Origin of the sequence: Bacillus thuringiensis, from assembly GCF_001455345.1 — a bacterium.
Lineage (GTDB): Bacteria > Bacillota > Bacilli > Bacillales > Bacillaceae_G > Bacillus_A > Bacillus_A thuringiensis_N.
In genome coordinates this window covers 4677476-4702656 of record NZ_CP013274.1, presented here as the reverse complement: position 1 = coordinate 4702656, position 25181 = coordinate 4677476, and the positions used below count along the sequence as shown (strand labels likewise).

Genomic DNA, 25181 nt, shown 5'->3' with positions numbered 1-25181 from the left:
TCATGCTTCGGTCACCTTCTCCGTATGTTCTGCTTGATTATTTGCAGCGTTGTGGAAGATGATTTTAATCGTCGTTCCTTTACCAACTTCAGAATCTAGTTTGACAGAGTGACCTAAATAATCACAAATTTTACTTACGATATAAAGTCCCATTCCAGTAGATTCTCCGAATGTACGGCCATTTTTCCCAGTGTAAAACGGTTCGAATACTCTTCGAATATCTTCTTGCGGAATACCAACACCTTCATCACGAACTTCTAAAATAATATCTTTTCCGTTTCGGTAAGCGGATAAGAATACTTTCTTTCCGCGCTCACCAGAGTAACGAACTGCATTTGTCATTAACTGATAGATGATAAATTTTAGCCATTTCGCATCAGAAGCAACTTTTAAATCAGAATGAACTTCTAAAACAGGGAAGACTCCGTTTCGAATGAATAGTTCTTTTAATCCATTAATATTTTTTGTTACGGTATCTTTTAATGAAATCGTCTCAACATGGAAGTCTTCATGGAAGTTATTTAACCTTGCCATATATAAAGCCATATCAAGCCCTTGGTTTAGACGTTCTAATTCTTTTTTAAACTTTGGAATTAAATGCTCGTCTTCCATTTCCAATACCATAAGTTGCATAACAGAAACAGGCGTCTTCATTTGATGCACCCAGTGGTTAATGAATAATTGATGTTCTTGTTGTTTTACTTCGTACGATTGTAGTTCTTTTTGGAATAGACGATATTGCGTGCGCACGAGTTCATTTACACCGTGAGGCATCGGAGCTGTTGCTCTTTCAATAAACGCATCTTCCATTTTTTCTGGTTGTTCACTTAATCTATGGTACATTCTACGATTGCGAACGTAACGGTAAGCGAGGAAACAAATAAATAAGTATAAGCTTAAAACGACGAAGTAAAATTTATTATTTTGAAATCCATCTACTGCATCATAAAGAACGAAGATGATACCGAAGTTTAATACGTACAGTAGAAAAAATGCAAAATGATCACGTAGAAATAGCTTCATGCTTATTCACTCCAAGTTGCGTTAAAACGATACCCAAGTCCGCGCACTGTTTCAATAGCATTTTCAATACCAAGCTCATTGAACTTTTTACGAAGGCGCGTAATGTTTACGTTTAATGTGTTTTCTTCAACGAAGCTCTCGTCATCCCAAAGCGCAGCTAATAAATCTTCACGGCTCGCTGTACGAGGGAATTTAGATAATAACATTTCTGCTAAAATAGCCTCTTTCTTCGTTAAAAGAACTTGCTCAGATCCAAAATGAATTTCTGGACGTTCTGGGAATAGTTTTAAACCTTCTACCTCAACGATACGTTCAGAAATATTTGGCGCATAATCACCGTAAATACGGCGTAATTGACCTTTAATTTTTGCCATTACAACGTCATAGTGGAACGGTTTTGTAATATAATCATCCGCACCGCTTTCAATCGCCATAATTTGTTCCATCTCACCAGCACGAGCTGAAATGAAAATAATAGGACAAGTAGATTCATGACGGATTTGACGGCACCAGTAGAACCCATCGAATTTTGGTAAGTTTACATCAAGTAAAACAAGATGTGGCTTTACAGCGTTAAACGATTCCATAATATCATCAAAGTTTTCAGTAACAACAGCGTCGTAACCGTACTTTTGAATGTGAGATTGTAGTAATGATGAAATATTTGGATCGTCTTCAACGATTAAAATTTTATACATATGTATATTCCTCCTAAAAAACAATTGTAGCTATAGTGTATCATGTGTTTCAAGTCTTTTCATTATGTTGAAAGGTAAGCTAGTAAACAGTATAGGTCAAAAGTGTGAAAAGTAAAAAGGGCCTCGTATATAATTGACAATCAACTGAAATCATTTTAACATTTAGATAAGTATCTAAATGTCTAATTATCGAAAGGAAGAAAGACATTGAATCAAGCATTCAAAGCATTAGCAGATCCAACAAGGCGAAAAATTTTAGACTTATTAAAAGAAGGTGATCTAACCGCTGGTGAGATTGCTGAACATTTCAATATGACAAAACCAAGTATTTCACACCACTTAAACGCACTTAAAAATGCTGAACTTATTCAAGATGAAAAGAAAGGGCAATTCGTTATGTACTCTTTAAACACAACTGTCTTTCAAGATTTATTGACTTGGGTGTTTACGTTTACGAATAAGGGGGAAGAGGGGAAATGAGAAAGCATCTTGTCGCAATTATATTAATTTTTATAGCTGGTCTAGCTTGGGCATATGCATGGCCGAATTTGCCTGATACAATGGCAATTCATTGGGGAACTGAAGGTGTAAATGGTTATGCTTCCAAATTTAATGCAATGCTGTTGCTACTTGGGATTATGATTTTTACTTATGTTTTATTAACAATTACCCCAAAGATTGATCCTAAGAAAAAGAATTATGATAAGTTTTCTAAAGGTTATACGATAATGATCTATAGCGTAGCAGTATTATTATTTTTAGTTAATATGCTTGTAATTGGGGTGGGGTTAGGCTATGACATTCCAATGAATAGTACACCGCTTATTCTTGTTGGTCTTTTATTTATAGTCATCGGCAACTACTTACCACAATGTAAACCAAATTACTTTGTAGGCATAAGAACACCGTGGACGTTAAGTAACGAAGAAGTATGGAGAAAAACACACCGTTTTAGTGGGAAGGTGTTTGTTGCATTAGGGATTATTATGATTTTAAGTGTTTTTGTACCAGTAACGTGGAAATCTTTCATAATGGTTGGAATTATTATTGGTGCAGTAGGATTAACGATGGGATATTCCTATGTCGCTTATAAAAAAGAACTAAAAATGTAAAACAAAGCTGCTTTTCCTTTTCAGGAAGAGCAGCTTTATTCTTTATTTCTTCAAAACAGGTATCCAAATTTCACTTTTAAAGTTTGGAGAAGATGTATCTTTCTGCTCATTCCACAATATTTCTGGTCCTTCTGCCAGTTCATAGTTGGAAGAAGGAAACCATTCGGAATAAATGCGTCCCCATACATTTTGCAGTGCATCAGGAAATGGACCGACAGCTTCAAATATAGCCCATGTTGAAGCTGCGACTTCAAGTTGCGCGAATTGCTCTGGACAATCTTTCGTTGTGGCTACTCCAATATAGTGATCGAGTTCACCTTTTTCCTCCATTCTGCCTTCAGAAAAGTTAGTAGAAGCACTAATGATTCCATTCGGTTCCACATTTGAAAGTGACTTTAACGTTTGAATGGTCTCTGGATTTAAACCTTTCCACATAGAAGCGATTTCTTCATTTACACCGTTAAATACAATCGGTACTCGTTTCGTAATACCAATAATTTGAAATGGTTCTTTTTCTTCAATTCGATAGTTCATTTCATGTCCTCCTTGAATAGATAATTGGAAGGTCATTGGTGAATAGGCTTTTAAAGATCGACTACTATTTCGGGCCTCTGAAGGTGTTATGCCGTGCAAGTTCTGAAAGGCACGAGAGAATGAATCTGGTGAATTGTAGCCATATTTTATAGCGACATTAATGACTTTTGTATCGCTATTCTTTAGTTCAAAAGCAGCGAGAGTAAGACGTCTACAGCGAATATATTCTGATAGTGATATGCCAGCTAGGAAAGAAAACATTCTTTTGAAATGATATTCGGAGCAGTAAGCTATTTTTGCGACTTCTTTAAAATCAATTTCATTTGTAAGGTTGTTTTCAATATACTGCATTGCCGCATTCATGTTTTTAAGTGAATCCATATGATGACCTCCTCTGTACATAGAATAGCAGGAACGAAATAGCTCCATCCGACATTTCGTGCACAACTTTGTAGGGTACATTTTGTACCTTACAAAATTGTAATGTTCCTGTAAGGAGAATGAATGGATGGCATGATATCCCAATGTTATAGTAACAAAGTACTTTGATTCATTACGTTAACTTTTTGATTTCTTTACTTATGTGCCTTACATAACTGTCATGTTTGTGTAAGAAACATCGATAGTGGCAAGAGTAGAGAGTGTATATAGTGAAAATAGAGAATAGATGAAATGAGGGATGTCGAGATGAAAACAGTGTTAGAAGCAAAAAATATTGAAAAAGTATATGACACGGGTGGTAATAAATTTGCAGCGTTAAAAGGTATTAACTTACAAGTAAAAGAAGGTGAGTTCGTTGGAATTATGGGACCTTCTGGTTCTGGTAAGACGACTTTACTAAACGTTCTTTCTACAATTGATAATGCGACGAACGGTGAAATTTTAATTGATGGAAAAGATATCGTGAAGATGAACGATGATAAGTTAGCGTTATTCCGCCGCGATCATTTAGGGTTCATTTTCCAAGATTATAACTTATTAGATACGTTAACTGTAAAAGAGAACATTGCGCTACCTCTTGCGTTATCAAAGGTGAAAGCGAGTGAGATTGATCGCCGCGTTCTTGAAATCTCAAAGAAATTCGGTATTGATCATATTTTAAGTCAGTTCCCATATCAAGTATCTGGTGGACAGAAGCAAAGATGTGCGGCATCACGCGCAATCGTTACAAATCCAAGTATGATTTTTGGGGACGAGCCAACGGGAGCACTTGATTCTAAATCAGCAACAGATTTATTAGAAAGTATGAAGTCGTTAAATGAATATGATAACTCTACAATTTTAATGGTAACACACGATGCGTTTGCGGCAAGTTACTGTAAACGAGTTATTTTCATTAAAGATGGTGAGTTATATAAAGAATTGCACCGCGGCGAATTAACGCGCAAACAGTTCTTCCAACAAGTCGTTGACGTAATGTCTTCTATTTCTGGAGGTATGGCTGATGACCTTATCTAGCATTGCCCTCCGCAACATACAGCGGAACTTTAAAGACTACTTTGTATATTTTGCATCTATGATCTTTAGTATCGTTATTTATTTTACATTTAAAGCACTGCAATATAATTCACAAATGGAAAAAGCAGCGGAAGCTTCTAAAAAAATTAGTGGAGCTTTCCAAGTTTCCAGTGTGATGCTTATCATTTTCGTAGCAGTGTTTATTATATATTCGAACGGATTCTTTACACGTAAACGTAAAAAAGAAGTTGGCTTATATTCGTTATTAGGTATTCGTAAAAGACAAATTGGTAAAATGCTCTTTTATGAAAATATGTTAATGGGATTAATGTCTTTAATTATCGGCATTGCGATTGGTAGCGTCCTTTCGAAATTATTCCTTGAACTGCTAGTAAGCATGATGGGATTAAACTTAAATGTTCATTTTGAAGTACCGATGGCTGCCATTATTGATACAGCACTTATTTTCTTTGTGATTATTTTGTATACATCACTTCAAGGATATCGTTTAATTTATCGCTTTAAGTTAATTGAACTTTTCCGCGCAGAACGTGAAGGAGAAGCAATGCCAAAAGGATCTGTCATTATGGCATTCATTTCAGTTGTCTTAATCGGTTCAGGTTATTTCTTAGCATTAATGTTCATGAAGGCAGTTAAATATGCAGACTTTATGGCAGTTGCACTTTATATTTTACTGGCAACAGTATTAGGTACGTACTTACTATTTATGTTCTTTACAGTATTCGTATTGAAACGTGCAAGAACGAATAAATCATCGTTTTATAACGGTATGAATATGGTAACGACGTCACAGCTACTATATCGTATTAAAGGAAATGCAAAGTCACTTGCGACAATTTCTATTTTAAGCGCGGTAACATTAACAGCGGTTGGTACGTCTGTTACGATGTATTACAACACATTTACGCAATCAAAAGCAGTTGCACCATATAGCTATTCTTATGAGAAAAAAGATGCAGCGCTTGATAAGAAAGTAAATGCGATTTTTGCAGAAGAGAAGAAAAATCACCCGATCAAAGATCAATTTGAAATTGAGACAGTTCCTGTAAAAGGGAAGTTTGAAGGGAACAAAGTTGATTTCATTCTTAATATGAATTACACAATTTCAGAGAAATATCAGTTTATGTCTCAGTCGGAATTTAATAAACTTGCTAAAAAAATCGACGCAGAAACAGTGAATGTAGCTGCTGGTGAAGCATTTATATATGATAGTTCATATATTGAAGGGCATGAGTTTAGTCCACAATATAAAGGAAATAAAGCAGTATTCCAAATTGGAAACGAAACGAAGCAATTAAAAATCCAAGGTGCAAATGACGTTGCGATTACAAATTTAGGTGAATTAGTTGTTGTCGTTTCAGATGAAATGTATGAGCAAGCGAAGCAAGCATTTGGAACACGCGTTGTAAAAAATATTGATGTGAAAGATGAAAAAGATAGTAAAGTGTTAACAGAAAAATTAACAAAAGTGATGCCAGCTGGTGAATCAGAAATGGTGCCACCATTTAGAGATTTCTACACTGGTTTCCATATGGGGCTTGAAGGAACAGGATTAATGATGTTTATTGGAATGTTCTTAGGTCTTGTATTCTTACTAGCAACAGGTTCTATCATTTACTTTAAACAATTAACAGAAGCAAATGCTGATCGTGAGCGTTATGTTGTACTTCACAAAATAGGGGTCACAAAACAAGAAATGAAAAAAGCTATCGCAAAACAAGTAAGCTTTATCTTTGCGATCCCGTTAGTAATCGGAATCCTGCACAGCTTGTTTGCATTAAAAGGTTTAGGGAACATACTACCATTTGAAATTATGATTCCGCTTCTAATTAGTATCGGAGTATACGGTGTCATTTATATTGGATATTACTTCATAACAGTTCGTTCTTATTATAAGATTGTGAGTGCGAAATAATAAGTGAAGCTGCGAGAAAATAAGAAAGCCATTTACTTCATTTTTTATGAGGTGAATGGCTTTTTTTACGATTTCATTATAATGAAGAGAAAATTAACGTGCATCGATTATATCGATAAAACTAAAAGTATGTTTTCGGTCAAAGGCATCTATGCAAATTAAAGAACGTTTCAAAGGATTTAATTCAATTACAGTCATATAGTTTGTAGGGAAATAACCATCTTTATAACAAGTAATCAATATTTCTTTTTCTGAAATGAATGAACGTAATAAAGTATCTTCAATTCTTTCTCTATCATCATATGGTGATACTTTTCGCGATTCTTTCATGTCAGCAGATTGCTTAGACATAATAGTCGTTGGAGCTGGTTTTGACATATTTGTACTACTCATGCTTTCTATTCTCCTAACAATATATTTTCTATATAGGAAGGTTAATCACTATGGAAGTAGCTGTTACTTATAATTGCGTAAGCAACTTATGTATAGAACGAAATAATGGTGGATGATTTTGAGCTGAATTTGCTTAATACTAAAAAATTATCAAATTCATTCACTTATTTATAGTAATTATTTGTCATTCTTGTACTTTTTTGAATGGGATTCAAACTTTATTAAGGTGAATTTGGAGGAAGGTGAGCTAGTATGACAACTAGCTCACCTTCTATTAAGAATAGCATTTCTATATCACAGTATGATTTTCACGATATTGTCTAGGCGTCATACTAGTAATTTTTTTGAAGACTCTTGTGAAATAGCTTTGATCATTAAAATTAAGCCAGGCACAAATATCTGATAATGGATAAGTCGTTAATGTTAATAACTTTTTAGCTTCTTCTACCCGTTCTCTCTGGATGTATTCAATTAAAGGAATCCCCACTTCCTTTTTAAACAATTTTGATAAATAAGTAGGGGAAATATGTAAAAGGTTAGCAAGGTCATTGAGAGTTATTTCATCGTAAATATGTTTGTGAATATGATTTAGGCATGTAGTAATGGAATTAGAATATGCTTGATCACTATATTCTTTCACCCGTTCTGCAAAAGTACATAATGCATCTTCAATTAATCTATTTACGGAATACATGTTATCTAGCTTTTCAATTGTTTGGATATATAAAGTACCGAGTGAAAAAGCAATGTCTGATGGAAGATTACCATCTATCGCATATCGAACAGCTAGTGTAATTGCGATAATACCGTTATTTTTTTGGTTTCTCAGTTGATCTCCTTTGGATGAAATTGCCGCATCTTCTTGTGGGAAGGAATACGCATATTGTATGACTTTTTCTTTATTGCCTTCTTTAATGGCTGAAAAAAATTTACGTTCCAATGATATATCATAATTTTGCGGATCATGCCGGCGACGTTTTGAAATGTATAGATCAGGATTTACGATTTTATAAGAAACATCTTCGAGCAATTTATTTTTTTTCCAAACAATATCGCGATCTAATTTTTCATTGAAAATGACGTAATGTAACCAAATACTTATATCAATTAGCGTACTTTTTTTAATCTCAGGTAGAAATTGATAGTAGTCTACTCCTTGTTGCGTTTTATCATTACAGTTGAAATATTTCATAAGTTTAATAGCCATTTCATCTGATAATTTTGGGTAAGTAGTAGGGCCAATTATAATCGTTCCTTTTATATGTTCATGATCTGTTATATGGATGCTAATGAAATTCTCAAGATATTTATTCCCTTTGAAAATTGGAAAATTACAAGGAGCATTTTCTTGATAAATTTCATTCAGATGTTCCTCTTTAGAAGAATAAAACGGACTACCAATCGTATGAGAAGTAGATTCATATACAATTTTTTTATTAGTAGATAAAAATTGAACAGGTACATGAAAAGTGCTATGTACAAGATCGCATAAGTGCTGTATGTCGATGGAATTATTCATTATCTTCTCCTTTTGAATAGTTTTGAAATATATTTATACGTAAATTTACATTCGTTTCTATAAGGTATAAATTTCTTATTCTTTGAATTTTTCGCTTACACGAAAAGGATTACATATATTGGATAATAATGAAAGGTGATTTACACATTAAATTCTGCACATGTTGTATGAAAATAGACATAGCGATGGTACCTTCCATGAAATTCCTTTTTACATTCATTATATCAAATAAATAAATATAAAAGAGGTATTTATTTATGTAATACGAAAGATTTCATGTATAAGAATGAATGATACATTCTTCATAAAATCTTAAGAAATCTCCTCAATTTTTGTTAAGAAACGATAGTTATACTTAGACACAAGTTAAAAACTATTGAACGAATGGGGAGAGGTTTACATGCAGCTCATAACATTCTTACATGAATTTATTAAACATCCAAAACATACTGGGGCAATTGCGCCAAGTTCAAAAATATTAGCAAAGAAAATGGTAAATGTGATTGATTTTAATAAAGCAAAATGCATTGTAGAGTTAGGTCCTGGTACAGGAGTCTTTACGAAAGAAATTATGAAGAGAAAGAAGAAGGGAACAATATTTCTTCTTATTGAAATTAATGAAGTGTTTTGCAAAGAGCTAAAGAGAAAGTTTAAAGATGAGCAGAATGTCATTGTTGTACACGGTTCAGCCGAAAATATAAAGAAGTATATGGAAGAGTTGCCTATAGAATGTGTTGATTACGTCTTATCAGGATTGCCTTTTACATCTTTGCCAGAAGAAGTTTCAAAGCGTATTTTAAACAATGTAATGGAAGCGATACATGAGAATGGTGAATTTATTACATTTCAATATTCACTTGTAAAAAAAGGATTTATACAGCATTTCTTTCCTGAAATTACACTAGAAAAAGTGTGGCTCAATTTCCCACCAGCTTACGTATTTAGCTGTAAAAAAGAGCTAAGGAGAGCATATGCATAATGGAATTACATGAATTATTATCCTATATTGAGCAATACGGTTATTGGGCATTATTTTTCTGCCTATGGTTAGGTATCATAGGTATGCCAATTCCAGACGAAATGATCGTAATGAGCGGTGGTTTTGTATCTTCACTCGGTATATTAAGTGTTATTCCTGCGTTTGTATTAACATATTTGGGCGTTGTATCTGGGTTATCGTTAGGTTATATATTAGGGAAAATATTTGGTACGAAAGTACTTGATAAGTTAATGAAAAAGAAAAAGGCGAAATATCTTTTGAAATCTCAACAAATGGTAGAGAAGTATGGTCATTATGCGTTAGTCACAAGTTACTTCATACCAGTTGTTAGACATATCGTACCGTATTTAGTTGGAATGAATAACATGTCATTTAAGATTTATGCTTTGTATTCTTATACGACAGGATTTGTTTGGACACTCGTTTACTTTGTGCTCGGCTCATTATTTGGACAACACATTAACAAGATTGTAGCGATCGCGATAGAGTATGGCGTGTATTTTGGCGGGCTTGTTTTTGTTGTTGCGAGTGGTGTTTATGTGTATAGGCAAAGAAGAAGTACAGTGATGAGTAAGTAGAATGAAGGTTTAGACTTATTGAGAGTAGTATAGAAGGGAGAGTTATTTTGTAGAATAACTCTCCCTTTTAGTGTAATAGCTCCTTATCACTTACATTAGGCTTTGTCTGAAATACAGTTATATAAAGTGTTAATAGGATTGTATTGATCAGATTAGCTAATATCGTCATAAAATCACTTGATGGAGTGATTAGAACGAAGATTGAAAGTATGGCAGAAACTAGTGGAATGAACTTTTGTAAGGCCGTGATTTCTCCACCTTTGTGAAGTTGCCAGGACATAAAGAAGGCAATTAAGAAAATAAAGGATGTAAATATTAAACCTAAGTATCCCCAGCCATCTTCAATATACCAAGGCAAAAAGCTCATTCTTGATGTGAAAATAAATAAATTGAATACTAACATGCTAATGATTAACGTATTTAAAATAGTGATATGTATCTGTTTCTTCATCTCAATTATACTCCGGAATTTATTTTATCCTGCTATTTGTGGGCAGTAAAATCCCCACTGATTAAAGGTGCAATTTATTAGGATGTTTTTGCCATCTCCATAAATCGCTTTTCAATTTCATCCAATTCGAATGAATGGCATATTCTGCGGTCTTCTTTATCTAAAATTCTATAATGTTGAGATAAAATATTTTGTTGTATTTGATAACCGTTTAATTCTTTTATTTGTCGCCACCAAACTTTTCCTCCTAAAGTTTTCGGGAAGTTTGTATTGTAATGTGTAAAAGCGATTGTTTTTATAATTTCATTCACATCATCCCCAAATGTCATCTGGACTGTATCGCTCTGCTCAAAGAGTGTTACGATACAAACAGCACCTGACCATGTTAGTGTGCGTCTTCCTTTTTCAATGTCCACTAATGTTTTCTTCGATAAACCAATAATTTCTGACATTTTATCTTGTGATAAATCATTTTCAACACGGATGAGTTTTAATTTTGAATTAACGAGTTCAATAAATTCTTGTTTATTCATCATGCAGCTCCTTTTTTAATATAGTGTAAAATTACACTATAAGTTTAATTTTGTCAATTACAGTGTAAAAAATTACTTTTTATTGTTTTGATCTTTCTAATTAATATTTCACTTCTAGTTTAAGAAAATGTTAAGAAACCGTACGAGTTTTTATTAAGAAATAAGCTCTATACTTAGAAACATCTTAAAGAAAACATAATGAAAGGTGGAATATAGATGAAAAGATTTATTTTTGGAGCAATGCTTGTTATCGTCGCAGGGGCGGCATATTTATTAAGTGGGAGTAAGCTATTAGATCAGATGAACCCATTTCTTGATATAGAGAATCATTACGCAATTATTGATAATGATGGAAAAGAATTAGGCGGAAATAAAGGCCGTGAATATACGGTGAAAGCTTACGATATGGATGGGAAGGAAAAAGAAGTAACGATTGATGGAGTAGGTGAATTACAAAAAGGTTCGTATTGGCATGTGCTTACAAGAGGAAAGGTTTTACATGACAAAGTGCAAGTAACGATAGATAAAATTCCTGACGGTGCGAAGGCAAAATTAGGATTGTAAGTATAAACTCGATTCTTGATGAGAGAATCGGGTTTGTTATTTTATGGTAAAATTTAGAGGGGAGGAGTGAGAGGTATGCTACTCATTGTTAGTCTTATATTAATTGGGATTATGTGTAGTATGAGGGTAGTATCTTTACATATGATAGAACGACAAAAGATAGAAGAGCGATATGTATATTGCCCAAAATGTGATGCGAAAATTAGAAGAGGGAATGCAGCTCTTTTTTGTTCGAAATGTAATGTAATCTTTTAGTTCAAGTAAGTCCACCGAATCACTTTGCATGGTGCTGGATTTTTCTTTTGAAGGAAATGTTGGGGAATCTTAGTAATATTTCAAAAAGTGAAGAGTATGCTAAAAAAGAGCTTGAAACAATTCAAGCCCTTTTTTATTGCTATTTATGTCCTAAAATTCGTTCAATCTCATGCACACTCAATTTGCTTGCCTTAGCAATTGTTTCAAGTGGTATACCAAGATCATGCATATTTTTAATCATTTGAATTTTTCCTTGTTGAACCCCTTCTTTTCGCCCTTTTTCCATACCTTTTTCCATACCTTTTTCCATACCCTTTTCCATACCCTTTTCCATGCCTCTTTTCATACCTTCTGTCTCAGCATGGGCGAATTTTGCGGCTTCATCCATTAAAACTTTCTCCCTTGCGTCATAGGCTTGTCGGAAAGAGGAATCTTGACTCATACGTTCCCACTTGTTTATTGCTTTTTGTAAAATAGGGTCTTGGTTCATAGCAATATCCTCCAATAGTTTAGTTAAGTGTTCATCCTCATTTGCTGAAAGCAATAAAAGCCAACGAACAAATGGATCTTTCCACGGATTTACTTTTTCTTCATGCCATTGTTTTGTTAACTTTGGAATTTCCACAATGTGAATTTCTATGTCATCACTCAATAGTTTCTGTTGTTGTGAATTCCATAATGTGCCCGTTGTATGAAATTCTTTGTGGTCTGAGAACATTATAAAGTTCAATAAATTAATGGTGATGGTTTTATGAAGCGAACTATAAGGCATACCTTTTTGTAATTGAGATGTGTATAATTTTCCCCAATAATATAAACTACGTTTCATCATATCCTGATTATTATTGAGCTGTATTTCTACATTTACTTTTGTTCCTGTGTTTAATGTCGCTGAAATATCTAAAATAGATAACTTATCCTCTTCATATTCTCGATGTAAATGTGGATCTTCTAGTTGTAGAGAAGCAATGGGTGATTCTAAAGACTCTTGTAACATAGCGTTTAAAAATGCAATCAGAATATCTTCACTACCATTCGTACCAAACAATTGTTTAAATGCAAAATCAATGCGTAAATTAACTAACTGTTGGTTGAACAAAGTTTGTCCTCTCCCTTGTATTAAGCTGCTTCTTACCTTCATTGTATCTAAAAAGAACTAGAGTATGCAAACTAGCAATTCTACTATCTTTAGCAATATTATTGGAAGATGAATGTCAAGTATATCTATGTTATACTCTAGTGAATTTGAAAAGTTTATATAGAGGTGAAGATGATACATATGCAAAAAGATATTTTGAAACTATTAGATAAAAAGAAAAGTAACTATGAATTTCCTGCCTTTGATAATGAAGATATGGATATTTCACAAGTGAAATTTTCTCTTTTCTTTAAAGATAATAAAGATTGGTTAATGGTGTTTCAGGTTGTCGGTGTAGGATCATTAGGCGTATGTAATGATATTCAAATATATGGTGATGGGGTGGATCATTTAATTGGTGATGATGGCATTTTGCAATTAAATGATGGTGAGGATGAATTATTTGATGATGAAGGTGAATTTATACCGGATATTCATAAAGGCAGTGTGAAAATTCGGGATCATCATTTTGAATATGAATTTACAGAAGAAGATTATGTGAATCATGGAATAGAAGTACAAACGACAGAGTCTTATCCAACATATTTCATGCGTATGCTTGCTACTTATGAAGAAGCTCGAAAATTAGTATGGTGGGATAAAGAAGAAATTTTAGAAGAGTGCGGTTTAGAAGGTGATTGGGAAGTAGCGTATGAAACGGAAGAGTGGAAACACGTTGAAGAAGAGAAAGTAAGTGAAAATGAATTTTTCCAATCAGTAGCCGCTGCAATAGAGAAGAAAGATCCAACCATTATTGTGAATAAGGATTCCAATACGAACTGGGAAAATTGGGTGGAGTTTGATTACGAAAACTCTTATTAAAAATGTAAGAGTAGATTAAAATATTTTTCAAATAAAAAAGCCGAGATAAAATGTTAAAATTTCATCTCGGCTTTTTGTATTACACAACTGCAGGATTATAAATCATCGTAAAGTGTCCTTGTAATAATTCAATGTGACAAGGTGTATGAAGCGAACTTTCTCCATCTGTATCTACTTCTTTTTCTTCTTCTGTTTCAATATGAATGGATTTCGCTTTTACGTGGAAGATGTCATTTTCATTTGAGTCTTCAAATAGTTTCTTTCCGATATAATCTTTAAACGCTTGAATGCCTGTTGATTTGACTACGAAAATATCAAGTGTTCCGTCGTCACATTTTACGTTCGGAATAAAGGATGGGATACCGCCAAGATATTCACCGTTTCCAACCATAACAAGGACAGCTTCGTCTTCATATACTTGTCCATCGTAAGTGATTTTTACTGGGAATGTTTCAGCATTTTTGACAGTTCGAATTGTGCTTAAATAGTAACCGATTTTACCAAGCTTTGCTTTTTCTTCTGCATCAATATTGTTTGATACTTCAGATACGAGTCCAATGCCCCAGAAGTTTAAGAAATGTTGTCCGTTTGCTTTTGCGACGTCAACTGGTTTTATGTGTTCTTTTGTAATAAGTTTTGCCGCTTCTGCAATGTTTTGCGGAACACCAAGTGTGCGAGAGAAGTCGTTGCAAGTTCCGCCTGGAATGATTGCAAGTGTAGGTCTAGTTTCAAGAGGTGCTAAGCCGTTTGTGCATTCAAATACTGTTCCGTCACCACCAAAGACGATAATTAAATCTACTTTACTAGCAAACTCTTGGCAATATTTTGTTGCATCACCTTGCTTTTTCGTATGAAGGATATGTAAGTCAGGAAAAGCTGCGGCAAGAGGTGGTACAATTTTCGTTAAATTTGCATGTAAGTCGCCTTGTCCAGCTTTTGGATTTACGATGAGGAGTACTTTTTCAAATTTTGTCTTTGTCATATTTCATCTCTCCCTGTTTTTTGTAATGGAAAGAAGGAGCTGTTCTGATGTATTTCAGAACAGCTTCTTCCTATTAATAGGGTGCTAAGATTGTCAGTTATTGTCGGTAAGTCGATATATTTAAAAAATCGCCGATATAATTTGAGTTACGGTCGATATATTTGAAAAATCGCCGATATAATTTAAGATACGGTCGATATATTTTGAAAATCGCCGATATAAATTTTATGTACTATCGATTTTTTAAGTTATACGATTATTCCGTTACAACTGAAGCGATAAATGGTAAGTTACGATATTTTTCTGCACAGTCAATACCGTAGCCAACGATAAATTCGTCTGGAATTTGGAAGCCAACATATTCAGCTTTTAAGTCAACTTTACGACGCTCAGGTTTATCAAGTAACGTACAGAATTTGAGTGCCTTTGGTTTATGCATAAAGAAGTGATCTTTTAAGAAGTGAAGTGTTAAACCAGAATCGATAATGTCTTCTACGACAATGACGTTTTTTCCAGTAATGTTTACGTCGATATCTTTTAATAGTTTAACTTTTCCAGTTGTTTCTGTTTGATTTCCGTAGCTAGATGCAGAAATAAAGTCGATTGTTACCTCGTTTTTAATGTGACGAATTAAATCAGCAGCGAATACGAAAGATCCTTTTAGTACAGCGATGACTACGATTTCTTCTCCTTCAAAGTCACGCTCGATTTGAAGCGCTAATTCTTTTACTTTTTCTTGTAATTGTTCTTCAGAAATTAAAGTGTCTTTTATTTCAATATTCATTGGAGTCCTCCTACAGTGTAAAACTTGTGAACATTTCGACTGTAAAGGATAGGAAGGAAAAAGTCAAAGAAGATATAAGTTTTTTACAGAAATCCCCACAAAATAGTCAGATGATATGATATACTGATTATATTAAGAAAACGCTTTCATAAAGGGTGATTATGATGAAAAAGAAAGAGTATACAAGTGCAACATTTATAAAAGCATTACTTTTAACAATTGTTCTTGGTAGTTTGGCTTACATAATTGATGTACCAGCGATTCGGATTTCACTAATTGGAATGACTTTAGTATTAGGCGCAATTTCCCACGGTATGATGTCGCAGCTGCAAGAAGCTGGAGTCGATCATATGAAAGATCATATAGATGAAAAATGAGAAACCTTCACGTATAGAGAGTGAAGGTTTTTTTGTTTCTTACAAAAATGTAAGGTAGTTGTAAGGCAAATCGATAGTTGCATAGTAGTGTTTTGGATAAACTATGGGTGTAAGGTAAAAGGCAAGCATATTTTAGGTAAATTAAGTTTTAGGCACTCTATATGTGAAAAAGGAGTAGGAGGGCATGGAGAAACGTTGGACGACCTTTTCTTTTTTAGCAACTAGCAATACCGTAATGCTAGCTGACGAAATGAATTTTTTGCACTTGTTTGATCGAGAAGACGATCATTCTTCTTCTAATTTTACAATGAAATGGAATAAATGGAGCGAAAGTTGTAAGTTTGAAGAAGAGGCCCCTAACGAAGAGCAAAAGATTATTTTGACAAACCCTATTAAAGCGTGGGTTGTTCAACGTCGTAAGTGTAACGTCAAAAATCACTTAAAGAAAACTGAGCCGAGACAATTAGTTATCGCTCCGGCCCGTTCTACTTCTAAATCACACGAAAGTAACATGTAAATAATTGAGACACACACCCGAAAAAACATCGTATATATTGCGATGTTTTTTTATTTTTCTACAATGAAATCTTTAAATGAAATATATTTCATCTGCATCTTATATTTATATCTCTTGTTTATTCTAGTGATACATCCGATGCGAAGTGATGTAAAACGTATAAAAGGAGAGAAATAAAATGAAAAAGAAACTATTACCAATCTGTGCAATCGCACTTTTAACAGTAGGATATTCTTCAGTAGCAAGTGCGGATACTGGAACAGTAACGAAGGAAGAAAGAGCGCAACTGCAGCAAGATAAGGCGAAAAAAGAAGAAGCAATTAAGATACAGCAAAAGAGTGATGCGGAGAAAAAGCAAACAGCGCAAGTACAAGAAAAAAGTGATATGGCTAAAAAAGAGGAAGCAATAAAAGCACAAGAAAAGAATGATAAAGCTAAAAAAGACGCGGTAGTAAAATCCGGCCCAAATGGTGAAGTGCAGATAAAGGAAATAGTGAAAGGTGAAAAATTACCAAATACAGCATCCAATAATGTAGCGATGATGGCACTAAGCGCATGCCTTGTAGGGATAGGGACATTATTTGGTTGGAATCGTCGCAATAAAGTTAAGGCGTAAATAAAATATTGTCCTATAAAGAATGAGATAATTTCATATATTAAAAATGGTAGGTTATTCCTACCATTTTTGGCATGGAGGGATGAAATATGAAGGTACTCAATTATATCGGTATCATATTGATGGCTATAGGACTATTTATGGGATCATATTATGCTATGGAGTGGTATAAAGGAAAAAGCTCTGCTCAACAACTAACGAAAGAAGAAATAAAGAGCCTTAACAATATACAACATAATCAACTTTCACATGAAACCCCCGTAACTTCTCAAGTGCCTTCTTCTCAAACAGAGCATAAAGAAGGAGAAAAGGTAGCAATGTTACATATACCGAAAATAAAAAAGAAGTTTTCTATATATTGGGGAGCAGATGATGCAACGCTGAAAAAAGGAGTTGGGATATTCGTTAGTGATGTAACGACAACGCCATCTGGAGGAGGACATACTGTACTAAGTGGGCATAGGGATACTGTATTTACAGATTTAGGAGAGTTAAAAGAAAAAGACACTCTTGTTTTAGAGTATGATAATAAAATTTACACATATGAAATTCAAAAGATATGGATTACCCATGCGGATGATCGTACTGTTATTATAAAAAAAGAAGAACCAATATTAACACTGACAACCTGCTATCCATTTGATTATATAGGGGATGCACCAGATAGATATATTATCGAGGCGAAGTTAACTGCTAGTTATTCAAAATGAAGTGATAGTTTTTGAAAGCGGGAGGGGATATATAAGTTATGGCAAAAAATATTTTAATTGTGGAAGATGAAGATATATTACGTGAAATATTAAAAGATTATTTTTTAAGTGAGCAATATATAGTGTTTGAAGCAAGGGACGGGAAAGAGGCTTTAGTTGTATTTGAAGAAGAAGAGGTTGATTTAGTTATTTTAGATATTATGTTGCCGGAACTTGATGGGTGGTCTGTTTGCCGAAGAATCCGTAAAACATCCGAGGTTCCTATTATTATGCTGACGGCGCGTGTAGATGAAGATGATACGTTACTTGGATTTGAACTTGGGGCGGATGACTATGTGACGAAGCCGTATAGTCCGCCAATTTTACTAGCAAGAGCGAAAAGATTGTTAGAGAGTAGAAAAGTGACAAAGCAACTTTTAGAGAATGAAGATGATACATTATCAATTCATGGTATCCATGTCCATTTTCCATCGCGTACTGTTACGGTAGATAAAATAGACATTAATTTAACACATACAGAATTTGAAATATTAGCGTATTTTATGAAAAATCAAGGGATTGTTTTAACACGAGAGCAACTCATTTCAAGAATTTGGGGATATGAATTTGCTGGTGACGATCGAACGGTTAATAGCCATATTCGTAATTTAAGAAATAAATTAGGAGAGAAAGCAAAGTACATTACAACCGTAGTACGAACAGGTTATAAATTTGAGGGGAATGTATGAGAAAAGGGATTGTACTAAAATTATTTACCCTCACAACAGCGTTATGTATGTTAATTTTAGCGACAATATTTATTGGACAAACGATATTTTTTAAACAATATTATGCGAATCGAAAAGTGGAAGATATTAAAGTAAATTTAAATTCCTTTGAGAAGAGTTATTTAAATTATGTAGGAAATGCCGAAGAAATTAAGCGACTGGAGCAAGATTTTTTAAGAGAAAATAATACGTGGATTACGACATTAGATCAAAATGGGAATTTAAAACATGCGGATGATTTTTATTTTGAGGTTGCTTTAGAACAAAGGGCAGAGAAGAAATATGGACAAAAAACGGTCATTATTCCTTTGTACTATCTTATGAATATAGATGAGATTGAAAAGGGAGCATTATCTAATTTTGTAGGAGAAACAGTTTATTTTAGTGGATTGCAAAGAAACGACAGTTTTATCACACTGTATTTACAATTAAAAGATCTGAATTTGAGCTGGGCTAATAAATCGTTAAGTAAGAAATTACTTGAAAAAGAACGTAAGATAAGCGAGGATGAGCCAAAAGTCGCTCAAGACCTTATCGCTCAGGAAAGAAAAAATGTTGCTGGAAATTTGAGTGATTTGGAAAAGAAGAGGGTCGTTCAAAATTCAGATTTCGATATGTTTGGGAAGATTACGAAAGTTCAGCTTCCGGATGTAACAGGTCCTATAAATCAAATTTATAAAAATAGCATCTTTTTAGATAACATAAAAGAATTTCAAACGGATTTATTATTAAAAGAGAGCAAGCAAATACAGTATGTAGTACAAACAATGGACTATGAAAAAAATGATATAAAATATAAATTATTAATCAAACCAATAAAAGAAAAAGACGGATCGGTAACATATATATATGCGATGGCTTCTTTACAGCCTGTAGATGAAGCTGTACAAATGGTGCAAGATTACTACATTTACATCATTGCATTTGTAGTTGTTCTTATTTTTCTAGCTTCGTTCTATTACTCAAAACAAATTGCAAAACCGTTATTAAAAATAAATGATACAACGAAGAAAATAGCGCATTTAGATTTCACAGAACAAATACCGATTACTTCAAAAGATGAAATTGGGGATTTATCGAAAAATATTAATGTATTATCCAATAAGCTCCATTCCCATATTGGACAGCTAGAACAAGATATTGAAAAGGAAAGAAAGTTAGAAAAAACGCGGAAAGAATTTATTTCAGGTGTTTCACATGAATTAAAAACACCACTGAGTATTATGAAAAGCTGCATTTCTATTTTGAAAGACGGGGTAGCTGAACATAAAAAAGAATACTATTTTCAAGCGATGGAACGAGAAGTAGACAAAATGGATACGTTAATTTTAGATATGCTTGAGTTAGCTAAATTTGAGTCAGGTACATATAAAATGAAAAAGGATTTATTTTATATTGATTCGATAATTGAAGATATATGTGAACACCTTTCTGTGGAAATAGAGAAAAAAGAACTTCGTGTTCATAAAAATATAGGTCCATTTGAAGTAGTCGCAAATCAAGGCCGGATTGAACAAGTCATCGTAAATTTCATTACGAATGCTATACGTTATACACCAAATAAAGAAGATATTATTATTTCTACAATAGATGAGAAAGAGCGTATAAAAGTATGTATTGAAAATAAAGGTACTCACATTGAAGAAGAGCAATTAGATAAAATTTGGGATCGTTTTTATCGCGTGGATGCAGCTCGTCAGCGTTCGCAAGGTGGAACAGGGCTTGGTCTTGCTATTTCAAAAAATATTTTAGAACTGCATGATGCTGAATATGGAGTAAAGAATACAGAAGATGGTGTGTTATTTTACTTTTATTTACAGAAAAAAGCGTAGACAATATAATCTACGCTTTTTTAATTTATTTTCATATTATCTTTACCTAATCTTTATTTTCAAACGATATAATCTGATTAGAAAATGGGTTATGTAAGGAGTCGATGAACCGTGCATAGCAATTGGCTAAGTATAATGGTATTTATTTTCTTTTGCGCATTTATTGTATTTTTGATTAATATTACGATATGAAAAAAGAGCGCTCATTAAGCGCCCTTTTTTTGTGTATTCATTTGATAAGCACTAATGCTTTTGAATAAGCGTGGTGAAGTGAGGAATAAAAATATAAGTAAAACTGTACATAAAATAAAAGAACCGAGCATTGTACTGCCGTTTACGATTAATGAATATAGCACAGCTGATTGACCTTTCGGCGCATATTGTCCCCAGAAAATAATACCGGCAATAAAGTGACAGAAATAGCGAGCAAAGCTACCGATAAATGTAGCAAGGATAATATAAGCAAGGACTTTCTTACCTTCGTTTTGTTTTGATGAAGGTTTTTCTTTACGGCTACCTAAACTTGATTGTTCTAAGTTATTTTCATTAGACGTTAAAAGTGCTTTTTGAATTGGACGATAGAATAAGCCAGCAAATCCGATAAAAGCAAAGGCAATGAAGTACTCAATGAATGCTTGCACCGGTGTTAAAATATAAGCATCTCCCACGACAATTTGTAATAGTCCCCAAACTAAACCACCTAAGAAAGCTGATTTAAAGCCCCAGCGGTAAGCAATAATAAAAATAGGAATCATAGCGAATGAGATGGAACCGCCTGTTGGAAGTTTAAGTGATAATGGTAAAATGTCGATAATCATGGCGAAGGCTGCAAGAATAGCAGATTCGATCATCGCTTGTAAATTGGTGTTACGCATGTTGTCTCCCCCTAAATCCAAGTTATACAAAAAAGAACATTATCATAGGAGGATACGAAATACGTAAATAAAAAGAGGTATGTATTTCGGACGTTTGCACAATCCCTGCGTTAGCATTAACTAACAGGTTCGAAGGGTCGGAACGAAGTGTTCCCTCTCAGCGACATGGCTCCCCCTGTGATAACGAGATTCTTTATTTGCTACTGTTTATTGTAAGCGAAATGGATGAGAATGGCAAATGAATACAGTATGACAATAATTGAAATAGAATTGTAGCGAAATGTTAATAAATATGAAGCAAAAGGGTATAGTACAAGAGAAATTGGGTGTGGTATAATTTTTTTGAAAATAATTATCATTCTCTTCTGAGGGGGAAGGTTATGAGCTTAGTAGATATTAAAATTGGAGAGAAAGTATTAGTAAAAAGTATTCAGTCTTTAGATCAGCTATTAAAGCGTAGACTAGCTGCTTTCGGTCTTGCTGAAGGAAGCGAACTTCGCCTGAAACAGAAAGCGATGTTTAAAGGTCCTTGTACATTGGAGTGTCGTGGACAGTTAATTAGTATTCGTCATTGTGACGCGAAAATGATAAAGGTGGAATTAGCGTGAATAAGGTAGCTTTGCTAGGGAATCCGAATACAGGGAAGACATCATTATTTAATGCACTTACTGGTTCTTATGAGTATGTAGGGAACTGGAGCGGTGTAACAGTAGAAAAGAAGGTTGGTAAATTAAAAGATAAGCAAGGAACATTAATTGATTTACCAGGTGTTTATGATTTAAATCCAGTTTCGCGTGATGAAGGTGTCGTTACAAATTTTCTACTAACAGACGAATTTCATCATATGTTAAATATAGTGGATTCTTCGCAATTTGAGAGAAATATGCATTTAACGTTGCAATTACTTGAATTTGGAAAGCCCGTTTCAATTGGTTTAAATATGATTGATGTGGCGAAGCAAAGAGGAATTGTCATTGATGTAAAACGATTATCAGAACTATTAGGTGTAACAGTCGTTCCTGTTGTTGCAAGAAGTGGAAAAGGCTGTGAAGAATTACTTGCGACTCTTAAAGAAAATGATAAAAAAGAGAAACAGCCATTCCTTATTTCATATGGTGTACAAATGGATGAAGGAATCAAAGAGGTAATTTCTCTTTTAGAGACAGCGAATTATGAGCATCCGAGATGGTTAGCTCTTCAATTTTTAAGTAATAACGAAGTAGTAGAAAAAGAAATGAAAGCATTACCAATTTATAAGGAACTTGTAGCCATTCGATCTCGCTTAGAAGGAAAACTTGATTGTACGTTAGAAGAGCACATTTACAAAACTCGTGAAGCGTATATTGAAAAGTTAAAAACAAATGTTATGAAGCATGAGAAAGAAGGAAAAATTCCTTTTTCGGAAAAAATTGATAGATTAATTACACATAAAATTTTAGGACTTCCAATCTTTTTAGCAGTTATGTTTTTTATTTTTCAGGTTACGTTTACGTGGATTGGTACACCTTTATCGGATATGCTAGATGAGTTTTTTGGTGGCCAGCTTACGGATTGGGTAACGGCTGGGCTTACAAGTGTTGGAGCTTCTGATTTTATTCAAGCACTCGTTACAGAAGGTATTATTGCTGGTGTTGGTGCTGTATTAGTATTCGTTCCACAAATCTTTGCACTATTCTTTTTCATTTCATTATTAGAAGACTCAGGATATATGGCGCGAATTGCAGTTGTTATGGATAGAATTATGGAGTTCTTCGGTTTAAATGGAAAAGCGTTCATTCCGATGATTATCGGTTTTGGATGTAATGTTCCAGGTATTATGGCAGCGAGAACCATTGAACAAGAAAAAGAACGTTTACTTACAGTTCTTGTAACACCGTTTATGTCTTGTTCGGCACGTTTACCTGTATATGCACTGTTTGCGGGAGTATTCTTCCCTAATAGTCAGGCAACTGTTGTATTTTCTTTATATGTTGCAGGTATTGTTCTTGCATTACTTGTTACAAAAATTATGTCTCTTACCATTTTAAAAGCGGAAAAGTCTATTTTCGTAATTGAACTACCTCCTTACCGAGTGCCACAAGCGAAAACGTTATGGCTAAGTACGTGGGAGAAAGGGAAAGGATTTGTTCGTAAAGCAGGTACATTCATCTTCGGTGGTTCTGTTGTCATTTGGTTATTAAACTATGCAGGTCCATCAGGATTTGGTGTTGATATGGGAGACAGCTACTTAGCTATGATTGGTGGATTTATCGCACCGCTATTTGCACCGCTCGGCTTTGGAACATGGCAAGCTGGGGCATCCCTTTTAACAGGATTTTTAGCGAAAGAAGTTGTCGTTTCTACAATGGCAATTATTTATGCGGTGAAAGAAGATGTGCTAGGAAATGTAATGGGAGCACATTATACGGCGCTATCAGCATATGCATTTATGTTCTTTGTTTTATTATATGTTCCGTGTTTAGCGACAGTAGCCGTTATTAAACGTGAAACAGGATCAGCGAAGTGGACGATTTTCTCTGTCGTGTATCCGCTCGTTGTTGCTTACGCATTAACGCTCATTATATACCAAGTTGGATCCCTACTCGGATTCTAGAAGGAGATGTATTGTGATGATGGTCAATATTATAATTGGAGCTATCATTTTTGGTTATGCAGCATACACGTTAGTTAATTTTGTAAAGAGAAGTAAAAAGGGAAAATGCGCAGCATGTTCTTTAAATAAGTCATGTCAGTCGCAAACTTGTAGTCCGGATATGGAGCAAATTGCTCATAAATAGAAAAAAGCTTTGCGAATTTCGCAAAGCTTTTTTGTTTTACTTTTTAATTTTTACAAGTTGTGATGATTCTACACCATTCTTTCCAGGGAATTCTTTACTTGGATCCTTATCGAATTTTAATACACCTACAGATTTTTCTTCACCTTTTACATTGCTGTAAGTTGCGTCATCAACAATCGCATACATATCTGTATATGCACGGCCACTTCCGATAATTGTGTTGCCTTCATATTTTAATTTCGCTCCATCAAGTGTAGCATTTTCTACTTTCTCTTTTGCGAATAATATACCTTGTTCTGCTGTTACAGCTGGTAATTTATCAAGTGGTTTCGTATCGTCTTTTGCATCCACTTTGCTAAGTAATTCTTTCTTCACTAGTTCTTCACCAGTTTTCTTATCCATGACAAGAACTTTTTTACCTTCTAATGTTGTCATTTTCATTTTATAGAAGTCTTTTTCTTTCACTTCTTTTTTATTTTTATCCGTGATTTGCTGAACTTGTTCTTCTGAGCCGTACAGTACAAAGCCGTTCGCTTTTTCTCCTAATAAAGAACAACCTGATAATGCTCCGAATGAAATTGCTGCTGCTAATCCGATTCCTACTAATTTTTTCATGATGATTTCTCCTTTTATCTGTTTTATAGTAAATACATTTTTGTATTAGTTCTGAAATGATGAGAAGCTTGTTTGTTGCTTCTGGTATTAGTGTATAAGAAATATGGAAACGTAACTATCGAGTTAGCTTACAGTAACATTACACTTATGTAATTTAGTGAAAGTGCACAAAAGTAAGTTAATTTTAAAGAGAAATAATGAGAATATATTAGAAATGCAATATTGTATCTAGAATGTCATATTATATTGGCTGTATTTTGGAAATAACATGTAAGGACATATTAGTTTTGCTATAATAAACACATAGGCTGTAAA

General features: G+C 33.9%; 30 protein-coding genes and 1 riboswitch. Of the genes, 18 read left to right on the top strand and 12 right to left on the bottom strand.

Annotated features, from left to right (window positions below):
- Both ATN06_RS24665 and ATN06_RS24660 read right to left on the bottom strand, forming a co-directional pair.
- On the bottom strand, nucleotides 1–1023 hold the full coding sequence (locus ATN06_RS24665; RefSeq protein WP_000765345.1) for a sensor histidine kinase: 1023 nt from the start codon (nucleotides 1021–1023) through the stop codon (nucleotides 1–3).
- Nucleotides 1024–1025: 2 nt separating this feature from the next.
- Nucleotides 1026–1721, bottom strand: coding sequence for a response regulator transcription factor (locus ATN06_RS24660; RefSeq protein WP_000276732.1), 696 nt, complete (start codon nucleotides 1719–1721; stop codon nucleotides 1026–1028).
- 207 nt (nucleotides 1722–1928) lie between these two features.
- Here ATN06_RS24660 and ATN06_RS24655 point away from each other — a divergent pair, with 207 nt between their 5' ends.
- Complete coding sequence (locus ATN06_RS24655) at nucleotides 1929–2201, top strand: autorepressor SdpR family transcription factor (RefSeq protein ID WP_001070523.1); 273 nt, start codon at nucleotides 1929–1931, stop codon at nucleotides 2199–2201.
- Nucleotides 2198–2833: an SdpI family protein gene (locus tag ATN06_RS24650; protein ID WP_060632680.1), complete on the top strand. Its 636-nt coding sequence runs from the start codon at nucleotides 2198–2200 to the stop codon at nucleotides 2831–2833. Before ATN06_RS24655 ends, ATN06_RS24650 begins: the two co-directional genes overlap by 4 nt.
- A 42-nt stretch (nucleotides 2834–2875) precedes the next feature.
- Here ATN06_RS24650 and ATN06_RS24645 read toward each other — a convergent pair whose 3' ends face one another.
- Entirely contained in the window at nucleotides 2876–3748 is an 873-nt protein-coding gene (locus ATN06_RS24645; protein WP_060632679.1) for an AraC family transcriptional regulator, read from the bottom strand.
- 306 nt (nucleotides 3749–4054) lie between these two features.
- Between ATN06_RS24645 and ATN06_RS24640 the strand changes: the two genes are divergently transcribed.
- Together ATN06_RS24640 and ATN06_RS24635 are read left to right on the top strand one after the other, a co-directional pair.
- The gene (locus ATN06_RS24640) at nucleotides 4055–4825 is read left to right on the top strand and encodes an ABC transporter ATP-binding protein (protein WP_000859654.1); all 771 of its coding nucleotides are present in this window, start codon (nucleotides 4055–4057) and stop codon (nucleotides 4823–4825) included.
- Nucleotides 4812–6761, top strand: coding sequence for an ABC transporter permease (locus ATN06_RS24635; protein ID WP_060632678.1), 1950 nt, complete (start codon nucleotides 4812–4814; stop codon nucleotides 6759–6761). The genes ATN06_RS24640 and ATN06_RS24635 overlap by 14 nt, the downstream gene beginning before the upstream one ends.
- A 93-nt stretch (nucleotides 6762–6854) precedes the next feature.
- On the opposite strand, the gene ATN06_RS24630 is transcribed toward ATN06_RS24635, so the two are convergent.
- Both ATN06_RS24630 and ATN06_RS24625 read right to left on the bottom strand, forming a co-directional pair.
- Nucleotides 6855–7154: a YolD-like family protein gene (locus ATN06_RS24630; RefSeq protein WP_060632677.1), complete on the bottom strand. Its 300-nt coding sequence runs from the start codon at nucleotides 7152–7154 to the stop codon at nucleotides 6855–6857.
- A 289-nt stretch (nucleotides 7155–7443) separates the two neighbouring features.
- Complete coding sequence (locus tag ATN06_RS24625; RefSeq protein ID WP_060632676.1) at nucleotides 7444–8673, bottom strand: helix-turn-helix domain-containing protein; 1230 nt, start codon at nucleotides 8671–8673, stop codon at nucleotides 7444–7446.
- Nucleotides 8674–9073: 400 nt separating this feature from the next.
- Between ATN06_RS24625 and ATN06_RS24620 the strand changes: the two genes are divergently transcribed.
- Both ATN06_RS24620 and ATN06_RS24615 read left to right on the top strand, forming a co-directional pair.
- The gene (locus tag ATN06_RS24620; protein WP_060632675.1) at nucleotides 9074–9652 is read left to right on the top strand and encodes a class I SAM-dependent methyltransferase; all 579 of its coding nucleotides are present in this window, start codon (nucleotides 9074–9076) and stop codon (nucleotides 9650–9652) included.
- Complete coding sequence (locus ATN06_RS24615) at nucleotides 9652–10251, top strand: DedA family protein (protein ID WP_060632674.1); 600 nt, start codon at nucleotides 9652–9654, stop codon at nucleotides 10249–10251. The genes ATN06_RS24620 and ATN06_RS24615 overlap by 1 nt, the downstream gene beginning before the upstream one ends.
- 67 nt (nucleotides 10252–10318) lie before the next feature.
- Here ATN06_RS24615 and ATN06_RS24610 read toward each other — a convergent pair whose 3' ends face one another.
- Both ATN06_RS24610 and ATN06_RS24605 read right to left on the bottom strand, forming a co-directional pair.
- Complete coding sequence (locus ATN06_RS24610) at nucleotides 10319–10702, bottom strand: hypothetical protein (RefSeq protein ID WP_060632673.1); 384 nt, start codon at nucleotides 10700–10702, stop codon at nucleotides 10319–10321.
- A gap of 77 nt (nucleotides 10703–10779) precedes the next feature.
- Entirely contained in the window at nucleotides 10780–11235 is a 456-nt protein-coding gene (locus ATN06_RS24605; RefSeq protein WP_060632672.1) for a helix-turn-helix transcriptional regulator, read from the bottom strand.
- A gap of 216 nt (nucleotides 11236–11451) precedes the next feature.
- Between ATN06_RS24605 and ATN06_RS24600 the strand changes: the two genes are divergently transcribed.
- Nucleotides 11452–11799 (top strand): YxeA family protein, encoded by a 348-nt coding sequence (locus tag ATN06_RS24600; protein ID WP_048529617.1) that lies wholly within the window; start codon nucleotides 11452–11454, stop codon nucleotides 11797–11799.
- Between the two features lie 75 nt (nucleotides 11800–11874).
- Nucleotides 11875–12054, top strand: coding sequence for a hypothetical protein (locus ATN06_RS24595; RefSeq protein ID WP_060632671.1), 180 nt, complete (start codon nucleotides 11875–11877; stop codon nucleotides 12052–12054).
- Between the two features lie 139 nt (nucleotides 12055–12193).
- Here ATN06_RS24595 and ATN06_RS24590 read toward each other — a convergent pair whose 3' ends face one another.
- On the bottom strand, nucleotides 12194–13153 hold the full coding sequence (locus ATN06_RS24590; protein WP_060632670.1) for an Rpn family recombination-promoting nuclease/putative transposase: 960 nt from the start codon (nucleotides 13151–13153) through the stop codon (nucleotides 12194–12196).
- A 180-nt stretch (nucleotides 13154–13333) separates the two neighbouring features.
- Between ATN06_RS24590 and ATN06_RS24585 the strand changes: the two genes are divergently transcribed.
- The gene (locus ATN06_RS24585) at nucleotides 13334–14014 is read left to right on the top strand and encodes a DUF7003 family protein (RefSeq protein WP_060632669.1); all 681 of its coding nucleotides are present in this window, start codon (nucleotides 13334–13336) and stop codon (nucleotides 14012–14014) included.
- A gap of 79 nt (nucleotides 14015–14093) precedes the next feature.
- Here ATN06_RS24585 and ATN06_RS24580 read toward each other — a convergent pair whose 3' ends face one another.
- Together ATN06_RS24580 and hpt are read right to left on the bottom strand one after the other, a co-directional pair.
- On the bottom strand, nucleotides 14094–14996 hold the full coding sequence (locus ATN06_RS24580) for a diacylglycerol/lipid kinase family protein (protein ID WP_060632668.1): 903 nt from the start codon (nucleotides 14994–14996) through the stop codon (nucleotides 14094–14096).
- Nucleotides 14997–15252: 256 nt separating this feature from the next.
- Complete coding sequence (gene hpt / locus ATN06_RS24575; protein WP_002123365.1) at nucleotides 15253–15780, bottom strand: hypoxanthine phosphoribosyltransferase; 528 nt, start codon at nucleotides 15778–15780, stop codon at nucleotides 15253–15255.
- A gap of 161 nt (nucleotides 15781–15941) precedes the next feature.
- Between hpt and ATN06_RS24570 the strand changes: the two genes are divergently transcribed.
- From ATN06_RS24570 to ATN06_RS24545, 6 genes are all read left to right on the top strand, one after another.
- The gene (locus ATN06_RS24570) at nucleotides 15942–16157 is read left to right on the top strand and encodes a hypothetical protein (RefSeq protein ID WP_002073368.1); all 216 of its coding nucleotides are present in this window, start codon (nucleotides 15942–15944) and stop codon (nucleotides 16155–16157) included.
- A 184-nt stretch (nucleotides 16158–16341) separates the two neighbouring features.
- Entirely contained in the window at nucleotides 16342–16674 is a 333-nt protein-coding gene (locus ATN06_RS24565) for a hypothetical protein (protein ID WP_060632667.1), read from the top strand.
- Nucleotides 16675–16852: 178 nt separating this feature from the next.
- Nucleotides 16853–17290 (top strand): LPXTG cell wall anchor domain-containing protein, encoded by a 438-nt coding sequence (locus ATN06_RS24560; RefSeq protein ID WP_060632666.1) that lies wholly within the window; start codon nucleotides 16853–16855, stop codon nucleotides 17288–17290.
- Nucleotides 17291–17379: 89 nt separating this feature from the next.
- Entirely contained in the window at nucleotides 17380–18000 is a 621-nt protein-coding gene (locus ATN06_RS24555; protein ID WP_060632665.1) for a class D sortase, read from the top strand.
- Between the two features lie 38 nt (nucleotides 18001–18038).
- Nucleotides 18039–18728 carry a response regulator transcription factor gene (locus ATN06_RS24550; protein ID WP_060632664.1) on the top strand — a complete coding sequence of 230 codons (690 nt, stop codon included), beginning with the start codon at nucleotides 18039–18041 and terminating at the stop codon, nucleotides 18726–18728.
- On the top strand, nucleotides 18725–20599 hold the full coding sequence (locus ATN06_RS24545) for a sensor histidine kinase (RefSeq protein WP_060632663.1): 1875 nt from the start codon (nucleotides 18725–18727) through the stop codon (nucleotides 20597–20599). The genes ATN06_RS24550 and ATN06_RS24545 overlap by 4 nt, the downstream gene beginning before the upstream one ends.
- A 206-nt stretch (nucleotides 20600–20805) precedes the next feature.
- Here the strand turns inward: ATN06_RS24545 and thiT are convergent, their stop codons facing one another.
- Nucleotides 20806–21474: an energy-coupled thiamine transporter ThiT gene (thiT, locus tag ATN06_RS24540; protein ID WP_060632662.1), complete on the bottom strand. Its 669-nt coding sequence runs from the start codon at nucleotides 21472–21474 to the stop codon at nucleotides 20806–20808.
- 84 nt (nucleotides 21475–21558) lie between these two features.
- Nucleotides 21559–21660, bottom strand: a riboswitch (TPP riboswitch).
- A gap of 194 nt (nucleotides 21661–21854) precedes the next feature.
- Between thiT and ATN06_RS24535 the strand changes: the two genes are divergently transcribed.
- Genes ATN06_RS24535 through ATN06_RS24525 form a run of 3 tightly spaced genes read left to right on the top strand, consistent with a single transcriptional unit; the run spans nucleotide 21855 to nucleotide 24251 of the window.
- Complete coding sequence (locus ATN06_RS24535; protein WP_000060512.1) at nucleotides 21855–22082, top strand: FeoA family protein; 228 nt, start codon at nucleotides 21855–21857, stop codon at nucleotides 22080–22082.
- Complete coding sequence (gene feoB, locus ATN06_RS24530; RefSeq protein ID WP_060632661.1) at nucleotides 22079–24067, top strand: ferrous iron transport protein B; 1989 nt, start codon at nucleotides 22079–22081, stop codon at nucleotides 24065–24067. The genes ATN06_RS24535 and feoB overlap by 4 nt, the downstream gene beginning before the upstream one ends.
- Before the next feature lie 16 nt (nucleotides 24068–24083).
- Nucleotides 24084–24251: a FeoB-associated Cys-rich membrane protein gene (locus ATN06_RS24525; protein WP_000989597.1), complete on the top strand. Its 168-nt coding sequence runs from the start codon at nucleotides 24084–24086 to the stop codon at nucleotides 24249–24251.
- 36 nt (nucleotides 24252–24287) lie between these two features.
- Here ATN06_RS24525 and ATN06_RS24520 read toward each other — a convergent pair whose 3' ends face one another.
- Nucleotides 24288–24866, bottom strand: a complete 579-nt coding sequence (locus ATN06_RS24520) for a lipoprotein BA_5634 family protein (RefSeq protein ID WP_060632660.1) — start codon at nucleotides 24864–24866, stop codon at nucleotides 24288–24290.
- Nucleotides 24867–25181 lie beyond the last annotated feature (315 nt).